The 11,855-nt window shown below is 57.7% G+C and carries 10 protein-coding genes; 5 read left to right on the forward strand and 5 right to left on the reverse strand.

Annotated features, from left to right (window positions below):
* Positions 1 to 20: 20 nt before the first annotated feature.
* The 3 genes from XM38_RS00505 to XM38_RS00515 all read left to right on the forward strand — a co-directional run bounded on the left by XM38_RS00505 (position 21) and on the right by XM38_RS00515 (position 4,443).
* A complete protein-coding gene (locus XM38_RS00505; protein WP_225889129.1) occupies positions 21 to 2,228 on the forward strand; it encodes an APC family permease in 2,208 nt (735 codons plus the stop codon).
* Positions 2,229 to 2,535: 307 nt separating this feature from the next.
* Positions 2,536 to 3,261, forward strand: a complete 726-nt coding sequence (locus XM38_RS00510; protein WP_088431467.1) for a lysophospholipid acyltransferase family protein — start codon at positions 2,536 to 2,538, stop codon at positions 3,259 to 3,261.
* Positions 3,262 to 3,573: 312 nt separating this feature from the next.
* Positions 3,574 to 4,443, forward strand: a complete 870-nt coding sequence (locus XM38_RS00515; RefSeq protein WP_256995750.1) for an alpha/beta fold hydrolase — start codon at positions 3,574 to 3,576, stop codon at positions 4,441 to 4,443.
* A gap of 69 nt (positions 4,444 to 4,512) precedes the next feature.
* On the opposite strand, the gene XM38_RS00525 is transcribed toward XM38_RS00515, so the two are convergent.
* From XM38_RS00525 to XM38_RS00535, 3 genes are all read right to left on the reverse strand, one after another.
* Positions 4,513 to 5,313 carry a GGDEF domain-containing protein gene (locus XM38_RS00525; RefSeq protein ID WP_137454973.1) on the reverse strand — a complete coding sequence of 267 codons (801 nt, stop codon included), beginning with the start codon at positions 5,311 to 5,313 and terminating at the stop codon, positions 4,513 to 4,515.
* Positions 5,314 to 5,608: 295 nt separating this feature from the next.
* Positions 5,609 to 7,024 carry an amidase gene (locus tag XM38_RS00530; protein ID WP_080812359.1) on the reverse strand — a complete coding sequence of 472 codons (1,416 nt, stop codon included), beginning with the start codon at positions 7,022 to 7,024 and terminating at the stop codon, positions 5,609 to 5,611.
* A 206-nt stretch (positions 7,025 to 7,230) separates the two neighbouring features.
* Positions 7,231 to 7,614: a CU044_2847 family protein gene (locus tag XM38_RS00535; protein ID WP_088428809.1), complete on the reverse strand. Its 384-nt coding sequence runs from the start codon at positions 7,612 to 7,614 to the stop codon at positions 7,231 to 7,233.
* Between the two features lie 232 nt (positions 7,615 to 7,846).
* On the opposite strand from XM38_RS00535, the gene XM38_RS00540 reads away from it, so the two are divergent.
* The gene (locus tag XM38_RS00540) at positions 7,847 to 8,314 is read left to right on the forward strand and encodes a 2TM domain-containing protein (RefSeq protein WP_080812362.1); all 468 of its coding nucleotides are present in this window, start codon (positions 7,847 to 7,849) and stop codon (positions 8,312 to 8,314) included.
* A 105-nt stretch (positions 8,315 to 8,419) separates the two neighbouring features.
* On the opposite strand, the gene XM38_RS00545 is transcribed toward XM38_RS00540, so the two are convergent.
* The gene (locus XM38_RS00545; protein WP_088428811.1) at positions 8,420 to 9,100 is read right to left on the reverse strand and encodes a DUF4033 domain-containing protein; all 681 of its coding nucleotides are present in this window, start codon (positions 9,098 to 9,100) and stop codon (positions 8,420 to 8,422) included.
* Positions 9,101 to 9,478: 378 nt separating this feature from the next.
* Here XM38_RS00545 and XM38_RS00550 point away from each other — a divergent pair, with 378 nt between their 5' ends.
* On the forward strand, positions 9,479 to 11,332 hold the full coding sequence (locus XM38_RS00550; protein ID WP_306441447.1) for an ABC-F family ATP-binding cassette domain-containing protein: 1,854 nt from the start codon (positions 9,479 to 9,481) through the stop codon (positions 11,330 to 11,332).
* Positions 11,333 to 11,423: 91 nt separating this feature from the next.
* On the opposite strand, the gene XM38_RS00555 is transcribed toward XM38_RS00550, so the two are convergent.
* Entirely contained in the window at positions 11,424 to 11,780 is a 357-nt protein-coding gene (locus XM38_RS00555) for a CU044_2847 family protein (protein WP_080812363.1), read from the reverse strand.
* Positions 11,781 to 11,855 lie beyond the last annotated feature (75 nt).

Consider the following 11,855-nt stretch of genomic DNA (forward strand, 5'->3'; position numbering starts at 1 on the left):
GGAATTAGGTCTCAACCCCCATGCCATCCATCCTCAGCCATGAGCCTGCATCACCAAGCCCTGAGGATGGCTCCACAGCGTCTGGATTAGGTGCCTTTGGCGGCGTCTTTACACCGTCGATTCCTGACCATCCTAGGGTGATCATGTACCTGCGATTCGGCTGGATCGTAGGGAATGTGGCCCTGTTGGGGACGCTGATCATTGTCACCCTATCCACGGCAATTACCCTACTGACGGCGTTGTCGGTCAGTGCGATCGCAACCGATCGAGTAGGTGCAGTGGGGGGAAGCCTATTACATGATCAGCCGCTCCCTGGGCAATTGAAACGGCGGGGCGTGGGCATTCCCTTTAACTTTGCCCCAGGCTCTCCTGTGGCCCTCTATACTTTGGGTTTTGCCGAGAGTGTGGTCAGTGCTTTCGGTCAATTCAACCAGCTCTACGTGGCCCTGATCACCACTATTGCCGTGGCGATTTTGGCCATCACCTCGGCCCAGATTGTCATCAAGGCCCCAATACGTCATCATGGCCGCCATTGTCCTGTCCCTGCTGTCGCTACTAGCCGGGCAGCCCTCAAGCAACACCGAGATCGAACTGTGGGCACGCCCCAAGGCGAGCCCTTCTGGCACGTTTTCGCCGTCTTCTTTCCAGCGGTGACTGGGATCATGGCCGGGGTCAATATGTCAGGGGACCTACGAGATCCGATCCGGGCTATCCCCATCGGCACCCTAGGCGCTGTGCTACAGGCTATGTGGTGTACATGGGCTGCCCTTAATACTCGCCAGCCGCGCCGACGCACCACCTTGGTCGCTGATCCCTTGATCATGCAACGCATCGCCCTGTGGGGACCGGCCATTCTGCTGGGGGTATGGGGCTCCACTCTCTCCAGCGCCCTGGGCAGTATTTTAGGGGCCCCCCGGGTGCTGCAGGCCCTGGCCCGGGACGGCGTCTTGCCCCGCTGGATGTCGTTTCTGGGGAAGGGCAGCGGCACCAACGATGAACCCCGCATCGGCACCGCTGTGACGCTAGCTGTGGTGATTGCGGCGGTCTGCATCGGTGATCTGAATCTGATTGCCCCGGTGCTGACCATGTTCTTCCTCACCACCTACTTGGTCTTGAACATGGCGGCAGCCCTGGAGAGTTTCCTGCGCAGTCCCTCCTTTCGCCCCTTGTTTCGAGTGCATTGGTTAGTGTCCCTAGTGGGGGCTGGGGGCTGCTTCGCGGTGATGATGCTGATCAACCTCACGGCCACTTTGGTGGCGGCAGCGGTTGTGCTGATCATTTATGTCTGGCTGCAGCGGCGGGGACTGAGAACCACCTGGGGGGATGTGCGACGGGGGCTGTGGATGATGCTGGTGCGCACCGGGCTGTTTCAAATTGGCTACCAAAGGGATGCCAAAAATTGGCGGCCCGATATTCTGGTGCTGTCTGGGGCCCCCATGCACCGCTGGCCTCTGATCGAATTAGCCAATGCGTTCACCCAGAATCGGGGGCTGATTACGGTGTCCAGTATCCTGCCCCGAGAGTCTCGCAACCTCATGCAGCAGGAACACCTAGAGCACACCATCAGTGATTATTTGGCTGAGCGGGGAGTTCAGGCCCTGGTGCGCTTGTTGACAGCAGCCGATCCGTTTGAAGGGGCAGAGCGCCTAGTGGAGGTTTACGGATTAGGCCCCCTAGCCCCCAACACATTGCTCTTGGGCAATAGCGAGCAACCCCAGCGGCTGCCAGGCTACTGTCGCTTGATTAGGCGCCTCTATCAGGCCCAACGGAATGTCTTGATCTTTCGCGAAGATCCAGAGCGCGGGTTTGGTCGCCGTCGCCGCATCGATGTCTGGTGGGGAGGTCTCCACCGCAATGGCGGGTTGATGCTACTGCTGGCCTATCTGCTGCAGGCCAGTATTGACTGGAGCCAGGCTCAGATTTATCTCAAGTTAGTGGTCCCCAATGCCGAGGCGGTACCGGCAACCCGAGATAATCTTGACCGCCTCAGCGGTTCCCTGCGGATCAACGCAATGTCCCAAGTACTCATCGCCGCTGGCCGCCCCTTTGAAACGATTCTGCGCACATCTTCGCAACGGGCCGATCTGGTGTTGTTGGGGATGGCGGCACCAGGAGCCGAGTTTGTTCAGTATTACCAAGATCTACAGCGCCGGACGGCCGGGCTACCGACGACCCTCTTCGTGTTGGCCGGGGAAGGCTTTAATGTCACCCCAATCCTGACAGAATAAGCGGCCACTTCATCCTTGTGCCCTCTGCAATCCGTCATCTGCATTTGCCCTGTTTCCGAAAATGTCAATTCACCTTAATCTAAATTGTCATTAATTTATGTTTCGTTACAATACGGGGTATGTTCGATTACTCACACATTGAGCTGTTGTAGAGGTACAGGGGGGGCTTGATGGCTTGGCGTGCTGCAGGATATCCCATAGAAGGGACGGTTACTCGTTAAGTAGCCGCTGGTGTTGTGTCGAGGCTCCCGTTGCCCTGTGATGGGGGCCTCAGTATCAAGGGGAGGGAACGATGCTGAGTAATGTCATGGAGTTGGATCATCCCTTGGCTCTGTCTCAGGGATTGCTGACGGCGCTGGGGGTGCATCAGTCGCTTCACTTTTGCGATCGCATTCCAACCGCCTCCTCGTCCATTCTAGTGGTGAGTAACCATCGCAGTATCTTAGATGCACCATTGCTGATGACGGGGCTGAACCGTCCCGTTCGCTTCGCCTGTCACCACTACATGAGCCAAGTGCCCTTGATGCGAGAACTGGTGACTACCATGGGCGGTTTTCCCCTGGCAGCTGCGGGACAGCGGCCCACCACGTTCTTGCGGCAGGCCCATCAGTTTCTACAGCGGCAACAAGCCGTTGGCATCTTTCCGGAAGGAGCGCTACCCATGGTGCAATCCACCCAACCCCAACAGTTGACGACCTTTCAGCGGGGGTTTGCCCATCTCGCCCTGCGAGCCCCTGTCGACCCCTTGGTCATCCTTCCCGTCGCCATTGCCGCCACAGATGAGATCAGTCATTCTGCCTTTCCCCTGAAACTCTTAAGCTGGTTCGACCCCTCCGAACCCCTCTTCGATCAGCCCGGCTGGCATCCCTTCGTCCTCTATCGGCAAGTATCGCTACTGATCGGCCATCCGATTCAGATCACCGCCGCCCACCGCCACCAGTACCGGGGTCAACAGGCTGGCACCCTGGCCAGTGAGCTCACCGACCAGTGCCGCACCAGCATTGCCGATCTGCTGCAACACGGATGCTATTAAGAGTGGGGAAGTGAAGGATGAAGGATGAAGGATGAAGGATGAAGGATGAAGGATGAAGGGTGAAGGATGACTCGTCACTCGTTACTCGTTACTCGTTACTCGTCACCCCATCACCCCATCACCCCTAAGCCCTGCGGGCAGGCTCCGCCTACACCCCATCACCCCTAAGCCCTGCGGGCAGGCTCCGCCTACACCCCATCACCCCATCACCCCCTCTCCGTCCTCCCCACCTCCCCACCCCCCTACTGCCCATGCCTCATTCCTCCTCCCTGCGACTCTTAGCTCCCCTACCGCCTTCGACCCCAGCGACCGCTGTGGGTATTTCTACCAGGGATGGATGGTACTGGGACGCTGTATCAGCGGCAGGTGGATGCTCTGGCCACGGTCTTCGATATTCGCTGTCTAGCAATTCCCCCAGACGATTGCACAGACTGGTCTGGGTTAGCCGAGCAGGCGGTAGCTCTCATCTCTGATGCTCAGGGAAATCGTCCCCTATACCTGTGTGGAGAGTCCTTTGGGGCCTGTTTAGCGCTACAGATAGTTACCCGGGCATCCCAGTTGGCGGATTATCTGGTGCTGATTAACTCAGCCACGGCCTTTCACCGCCAAAATTGGGGCAGCTGGGCCAGCTCAATCACCCGCTGGTTACCGACCAGCGCCTACAGCCTATCCACTTACGGTCTGTGGCCGCTGCTGGCTGCCTTACATCGGATAGATGCCCCAGAGCGTCGCTCGCTGCTAACGGCGATGCAATCGGTGACTCACCGCAGTGCCGCTTGGCGCTTGTCCCTGCTGGCAGATGAGGCCTTAGCCCAGTTGCCCCTGGAAACCATTCAACAACCGGTGTTGCTGCTGGCGGCAGCGGCTGATCGGCTGTTGCCGTCGGTGCCGGAGGCTGAGCGTCTGGCTCGGCGATTACCCCACGCCCAGTTGCGAGTCTTGCCCCATAGCGGCCATGCCTGCCTGCTAGAGCGCGACATTAACCTGTTCAACATCTTGCAGAAAGAGCAGTGGTTGCCAGCCCTAGTCGGCAGCTCTCAACGGGGGTGCACGGTAGGTGCTGCGCTTCATGCCGTCTCCCCTACTCCCGCTGCACTAGTCAATAAATGGGGCAAGGGTTCTGCCCCTGACGGTCACGGCAGGATGACGACGCAATTGCGGCCTGCTTGCTTGGCCTGGTAGAGGGCGCGATCGCATCGCTGCAGCCAGCTGTCGCTGGTATCGTGCGATCGCATCTGGCTGACGCCACAGCTAACGGTCACCGGCTGGGCTTCTTAAGATAGAGGTCTGGGCAATCTGCCGGGTTAAATCTTCAGCCATCTGCCTGGCCTCGTTTAAAGTCGTGGCGGGCAGCAAAATCACAAACTCCTCGCCACCAAAGCGAAATATAGTATCCGTTCGCCGCAGGCGCTGACGCACCTGCTGAGACAGCCGCTGCAGGGCCAGATCCCCCATCTGATGGCCAAAGCGATCGTTAATCTGCTTGAAATGGTCAATATCAAATAGAACCAACGAAGTGGTAATTCCGTATCGCGCCTGTTGGGCCAAGGCTGTTTCCAGACAGTGATGCAGGTGTCGGCGATTAAAGGTTTGAGTCAGAGGATCAGTAATCGTCAACCTCTGCAGCGTCTGCTGTTGCCGCAGGACAATAGCAGCAAATATTCCCGTAAAGGCGCTACTGACGGACAATGTCAGCACAATGCGTAGGGTCTCGGCCCAGCCCAACTGTGTCCCTGCCAGCGGAATGATGCCGACAATGAAGACCACACTCAATCCAATGGCCAGATTCGGCTGCATGAGAAAGTGAAAGGCGATGACCACCGGATAGGCCCAATAGACGCCATGGATCCCCTCTCGGTAAATGGCCAGGTAGGTGGTCGCTATCACCAACAACAACAGCAGCGGTGCCGGCATCAGCAATCGCCGATGTCGCCAAAATATCAGGGCATTGCTCACCATCAGCAGTATCACCAGGCTAACGGTCCCTCCCAACAGGTAGTAGCCCCGCAGCAGATCCTGAATCGCAAAGGGCAACAGGCACAACGCCGCCACCCAAAGCCATTAGGGCAAAGAAAAATATTACGATAGGTAGTCATTCCCTCGAGTTGAGTAGCTATGGCTGCCAGCATCTATCTGCCCCATTAGGAGCCCCATCCCATGGCCCCCTCTTCCCTACAGGAAACTGGAGACTTCCCCTCACGAATGACATCTGGGGAACTACGGACTGGGCAAGTCTCCATTATTCAGCAGGCGGCGTATCCCAGCTCTGATAAATTGTAAAAAACTATACAATTTGAGGGGCGACACCCCCCCATCCCCGTAATCACGAATTATGCAGCTTATGCAGCTAGATCGCCATGGCAGGGCGTTGGTGGCTCCAAGGGTGCTGGGCCTCCAGTTGGGCGGCCAAGGCCACTAGGGTGGCCTCGTCGGCAGGACGCCCCACCAGTTGCACGCCTAAGGGCAAGCCCTGGGCTGTGAAGCCAGTGGGAACAGCGATGGCCGGTTGACCGCTGGCGTTGAAGGGAGGACAGGGAGCGATCCAGTGGATGATATTCTCTAGAATCTGTCGGGGTCGCTGGTGTCGCCATTCCCCAATGCGAATGGCCGGATGCATGTAGGTCGGCAACAACACCACATCATAGGGCTGGCAAAAGGCGACGATCTCTCGCGAGCGATTTGTCGGGAGCTTCGAAACCGCCCGCAGATAGGGACCGGTGCGCTGCCAGAAGGCCCGCCAAAACAACCAGCGATTCATCCGCTCCAATACCAGCCAGGGCACAGCGGCTTCCACCAGCACACCCTGCCAGACGGTCACGAAGGGATCAATCAATTGCCCCAGATCCGGAAAGGTAATGGCTTCTACGATATGCCCCAGCTCAGCCAAGCGATGGGCCGTCTCTTGCACTGCTGCCTGGCAATCGACGTCGGCCTCTCCCAGGGGAGGGAAGGCGGTAGCGAAGCCAATTCGTAAGGAATCCAAAAGTGGTTGCTGCGTCATGGTCAGGAAACTGGGCTCTGGGGCCGGTAACCAGTAGGGATCGCCGACGACATAGCCACTGAGAACGTCTAAGAGGGCGGCGGCATCGGCAACGGTACGCCCCAGGGGACCATTGATGGCTAAGCCCTCTAGGCGCTCCCCGGCCGGGGCAAAACTGATGCGCCCCCGCGAGGCTTTCAGGCCCACCAAGCCACAGCAAAAAGCGGGGCCGCGAATGGAGCCCCCGCCATCAGAGCCCTGGGCAATGGCACAGAGCCCTGCCGCCAAGGCCGCGGCCGCCCCACCACTGGAGCCGCCAGGGGTGTGCTCTAATCGCCAGGGGTTACGGGCCGGGGGAAACCCGGGGGGCTCAGTGTAGGGTAAAGACCCCAGCTGCGAGGTGGCCGTTTTACCGAGAAGAATGCAGCCAGCCTGGCGCAGCTGGGTGACCACATAGTCATCTTGGGCAGGCACCAGATTGCGCGCAGCCTTGATGCCATAGGCACAGGGAACCCCAGCAACCGGATTGAGATCCTTCACCGACACCGGCACCCCAAAGAAGGGGGGGAATTCTGAGGGATGGCCAGCTAGTTGCTCCGTTTTCGCTTTGGCATCGGCGAGGGCCATCTCTGCCATCACAGTCACATAGGCCCCCAACTGTGGGTTCAGGTGCTCGATGCGCTCTAGATATAGCTCTGTGAGCTCCAGAGGCGAGACGATTTTCTGGCGAATCAGGCGGGCCTGTTCTAGGGCAGGGGTGAAGGCAAGGTCGGTCGGATTCATACCAGAGCGGGAATCATGTGTCCCCATTGTGCCCCGTTTTAGCCGGGAATGGATTTGGCTTGGCCTGCCGCCATGGAGCGAGTGAGCCTGCTACTAGTCCCCCGTGGCAGAAGTCAGCCGACTATTTGGTTCCCTTGCTTCTCTGCCCCCTGAGCCCTTGTGTGGCAATCCATGGTGGGGGCGAACTGGCGCTGCCGTCTACTAGGTTACTGTTGGGAGCTCTTGAAGGAGCACTCCACGGTGATGCGTAGGTTACTTTCGGCTCTGCCCTGGGTGACATAGGGAATCCCCGCTTCTCCACCGACGGAGACGCCAAACTCCAGCGTGACCCGTTCTACCTCTGCGATGGCCAGCTCTCTGAAGGCATTGAGGGTATAGCGGGTATAGGTGCGAATGGTCCCTTCTATGGCCTGAAAGCTCTGAGTAATCCGTTGACTGGCTTGATGACTGGGAAGACCGAGGCCCTTGGCTGTCCGGGTCGTTTCGCCGGCGGTGGCGGGGCCATCTGGAGTTGGCGTCGCAATATCCTCAGTCGCTTCAATATAGATCTGGGTTCCATCTTCTAATTGGATGGGAATCAGTTGAGCCATGGTGCACCCTCCAGTGGGTAAAACAATTAACTCTCTCAGGATGCCTGGTTTGGGCACGGAAGTCACAGACCCCTCGCCTCCGATCCCACTCTCTTATCCTCCGACTTCCCCAGGCCATTACTCTCTCACTCAGCCACTCCCTATTTCTAAGATCAACGACTTTCTCTGGTCCAAAGGGGCAGTTTTTTTCTATAACTTAGGAGGTAGCTCCCGCCGTGCCTAGGACCCCACGATGGCAGAACAGTATGCTTCGGAAGACGCTCAGCAGATTCTGCACCTTGCGATCGCACGTCAGACCGAGGGTGGCGAACTGACACGCACGCAACTGCTGGAAATTGCTAGTGAGCTAGGCATTGCCCCAGAAACCCTGGCGGCAGCTGAGCAAGAGTGGGAGCAACGCAAGAGCGAGTTTGAAGAATTAAAACTCTTCGAAGAGCATCGACGCCAGCGATTTCAATCCCACCTGGTGCGATACGTCATCGTTAACTTGTTCCTCCTAGCCCTGAATTTCCTGACTACTGGGGGCTTTAGCTTTGCGCTCTTCGTGATCCTGGCCTGGGGATTGGGGCTATCCCTCCATGCCTGGCACACCTACCAGCCCAACAAACACCGCTATTACGACGAATTCGAGAAATGGCGACGGCGGCGGCAGCTACGCCAGTCCTTCACCCGTATGATCGATCGACTCCTGGGCACCTAGGGGGAGTCGGTCACTAAGGTTTTCAGAACCAGCGTGAACGCTCCTGCAAGATCCCTATAAGCCTTGAGATTGAGACTCTTTAAGACTGCCTTTGCAAATTAACTCTCAGGCATGGATCTGGTGACAAGCAGCCCTAGCAGTTGCCTGGGCCGAGTCACATTGGTTGACTAGGCAAGGCTGCCCATAGACCTCTTCGTCTTCCAAAGAGGGAGGCAATTGCCCAAAGACCATCTTGCAGCTATAGTCCTCAAAGTTAGGAGTCAGGGTCAGGGGAATGGCAAAGTCGCGGCTGAAAAACTCCTGGGTGGGGAGCTTGCACAGATTAATACAGGTGCCGACACAGCGACTCTGCGCCAGGTAGCGGCACTTTTGAATTTGTACCCCACTACGCTGATGATGAACCTGACCATCGGCGTCGGTAATCTCTACCTCAGTGACCTCGCAAGGGCCCACCAGCCACTGAAATAATCGAGCCGCAAACCAGGCATTTAGTTCACAAACCAGCTGGGTGGGAGAACACAACCGACGAACTAGCCAGAGCACCTGAGCCGGCACCAGAGATCTGAGAACCACCGCTACTAACGCCTGTTGCTCCGCAGCATTGCGCCCCGCCATGATGTGCCGAGATAACTCCACAAACCCGTCATAGCCCGGCCGAGTCCTACGTTGGCCCACAGCCCGGGCCATCTTACGACTGAACAGCCAGATGAAGGCCCGATCGATGGGGCCATCATGGTAGACCGTCTCAGGGGGCTGGGATTCAGATGCCGCTGGGGGGCCTGTCATGGATTCTGTCCTTGAGGCTACCTATCCAGGGTACTGGTTAGGGAGTGGGGCCGGGGCATTCGATCGCCGTCCTCAGAGGACATTTGGAAACTCGGCTGAAAGGCCTGTAAGGTAGGCATTTTAGAGTGTATGACCCTGCTGGCCAGAAACCAGTCTGGAGATAAGGTTGCAGGGTACTTTCCAAGCATCCTCTCAAACTGATGCCGCCGTCTCCTAAAGCCGTCTCCTAAATAGGACCGCAATAGGACCGCTAGACTAGGTAATCGGACCCGTCTGCGATCGCAATGGCCATCTTCACCCTAACCTCTGTCAAAAAGGACTTCGGCATCAAGGAAATCCCTACGGGATGCCAGCTTCAGCCTGGAGGAAGGCGACAAGGTGGGGCTGATTGGCACCAATGGCTCCGGCAAATCAACGCTGCTGAAAATGATTGCCGGCCTAGAGCCCATCGATGGCGGTGAGCTCTGGACTAACTCTGGGGCCAAGGTGGTCTATCTGCCCCAGCAGCCCACCATGGACGATGACCATACAGTGCTGCAGCAGGTGTTTGCCGGTGCCGGCGAGCGCATGGCCCTAATTCGAGAATACGAAGCCATTTCCCACCGCATGGCCCGCGGCCAGGACAACCTGGATAGCTTGCTGGGAAAACTATCCCGACTGACGGAGCAGATTGAGGCCGCCAACGCCTGGGATTTAGAGACCCAGGCCAAGGTGATTCTGAGCCGCCTGGGTATCGAAGATTTGGATAAGCGAGTCGGCGAGCTGTCTGGGGGGTATCGCAAGCGCATCGCCATCGCCGCTGCCCTCTTGGCCGATCCCGACGCCCTACTGATGGACGAGCCGACCAACCACCTGGATGCGGCCTCGGTGGAATGGTTGCAGACCTATCTGGATGGCTTTAGGGGAGCCCTGTTGCTGATCACCCACGATCGCTATTTTCTCGATCGGGTCACCAATCGCATCCTGGAAGTGGACCGGGGCGACCTCTACAGCTATGACGGCAACTACAGCTATTATCTGGAAAAAAAGGCGGAGATGGAAGCTGCCGCCGCAGGAGCTCAGCGCAAACACGCCAATTTGCTGCGGCGGGAGTTGGCCTGGCTGCAGCGTGGCCCCAAGGCCCGCAGCACCAAGCAAAAGGCCCGCATCCAACGCATCGAAGGGTGGCAGGAGCAGGAATTCAAAGAGACCCTGGGAACAGTCGATATTGCCACCGCTGGCCGCCGCATCGGCAAGAAGGTAATCGAGTTAGAGGAAGTCACCAAGGGCTATCACGGCCAGCCCCTGATTGAGAATTTCACCTACACCTTTGAACCAAATGACCGGATTGGCATTATCGGCCCCAATGGCGTCGGTAAGTCGACCCTCATGGACGTGATCACAGGCCGGACAGCCCCCGATGCTGGTCGGATCGACATCGGCAGCACCATCCACTTTGGCTATTTCGACCAGCACTCTGACGACCTGATGACCAACCCGAATCAGCGGGTGATCGAGTATCTCAAGGAAACGGCAGAGCTAGTGCGCACCGCTGACGGCAGCGTGATTACGGCTTCCCAGATGCTAGAGCGGTTTCTGTTTCCGCCCAATCAACAGTATGCCCCCATCCACAAGCTCTCAGGCGGGGAGCGGCGACGCTTGTTTCTGTTGCAGGTGCTGATGCAGGCCCCTAATGTCTTGATCCTGGACGAACCCACCAATGACCTGGATGTGCAGACCCTGGGGGTCTTAGAGGACTATCTGGACAGTTTCAATGGCTGTGTGATCGTGGTGTCCCACGATCGGTACTTTCTAGATCGCACCGTCAACACCATCTTTGCCTTCGAAGGCCAGGGACGCATCCGCCAATATCCCGGCAATTACTCGATCTATCTAGACCTATACCAGGCTCAGTCGGGCTCTGACTCTTCCAGTCAAACGCCATCAGCTGAGACGACGGCGCAGCAGGCTGATCCACAGCCCGCGCAGCAGACCTCGAAGTCCAACAGAGCCTCCCCAGCCCCGTCTCGGCCTAAGCCATTGTCTTACAAAGAGAAGCGAGAATATGAGCACCTAGAAGCCCAGATTCCCGAGTTAGAAGCCGAGAAAACCGCCATCGAAAAAGCCCTCTACGGCAATCCTCCCAGTGACTACACCGAGGTGACCACCCTGTCGGAACGGCTGTCAGAACTGACCCAGGCCATTGATGATGCCACGGAGCGCTGGTTGGAGCTGGCAGAACGGGCCGACTAGAATATCGAACTAAAGTGAACCCTTGGATTCGGACAGTTGATCTTTGTCTACATTTCTACGCACCTTGAAAGGGCTGGGCTTTTTTTCATGGCTAAGAGTTTTCGGGAAAGGAGCACTCCACAGTGATCTTCAAATTTGATTCTGCCGTGCCCTTGGTGACGTAGGGGACACCGGCCTCGCCGCCGATCTTGATGCCAAACTCCAGGATGACCTTATCCACATTCGCCCCGGCCATGGAGCGGAAGGCGTTGAGGGTGTAGCAGGTATAGGCGCAGATGGTGCCTTGCATCGCCTGGAAGCCGCGCAGCACCTGATCGCTAGCGCCTTTGCTGGTGCGGGTGGGACCTTCGGGAGAGCCGACCGGCTGAATTGGGGCGGCGACGTCGTCGGTGGCTTCGACGTAGATCACCGTGTTGTCATCGAGGGTGAGGGGGACAAGCTGGGTCATGGTGAATTTTTCCGAAAAGTAGGGACTTGCCCTGTAGTCTATGACTAAGCTGAATCCCTAGAGGCCTTAGGTATC

Origin of the sequence: Halomicronema hongdechloris C2206 (assembly GCF_002075285.3) — a bacterium.
In the GTDB taxonomy this organism is placed as follows: domain Bacteria; phylum Cyanobacteriota; class Cyanobacteriia; order Phormidesmidales; family Phormidesmidaceae; genus Halomicronema_B; species Halomicronema_B hongdechloris.

Coding starts and splice junctions, on each gene's coding strand:
- XM38_RS00545 (WP_088428811.1), bottom strand. CDS start 9,100: ATGACAGGCCCCCCAGCGGCATCTGAATCCCAGCCCCCTGAGACGGTC.
- XM38_RS00505 (WP_225889129.1), top strand. CDS start 21: ATGCCATCCATCCTCAGCCATGAGCCTGCATCACCAAGCCCTGAGGAT.
- XM38_RS00555 (WP_080812363.1), bottom strand. CDS start 11,780: ATGACCCAGCTTGTCCCCCTCACCCTCGATGACAACACGGTGATCTAC.
- XM38_RS00535 (WP_088428809.1), bottom strand. CDS start 7,614: ATGGCTCAACTGATTCCCATCCAATTAGAAGATGGAACCCAGATCTAT.
- XM38_RS00510 (WP_088431467.1), top strand. CDS start 2,536: ATGGAGTTGGATCATCCCTTGGCTCTGTCTCAGGGATTGCTGACGGCG.
- XM38_RS00540 (WP_080812362.1), top strand. CDS start 7,847: ATGGCAGAACAGTATGCTTCGGAAGACGCTCAGCAGATTCTGCACCTT.
- XM38_RS00530 (WP_080812359.1), bottom strand. CDS start 7,024: ATGAATCCGACCGACCTTGCCTTCACCCCTGCCCTAGAACAGGCCCGC.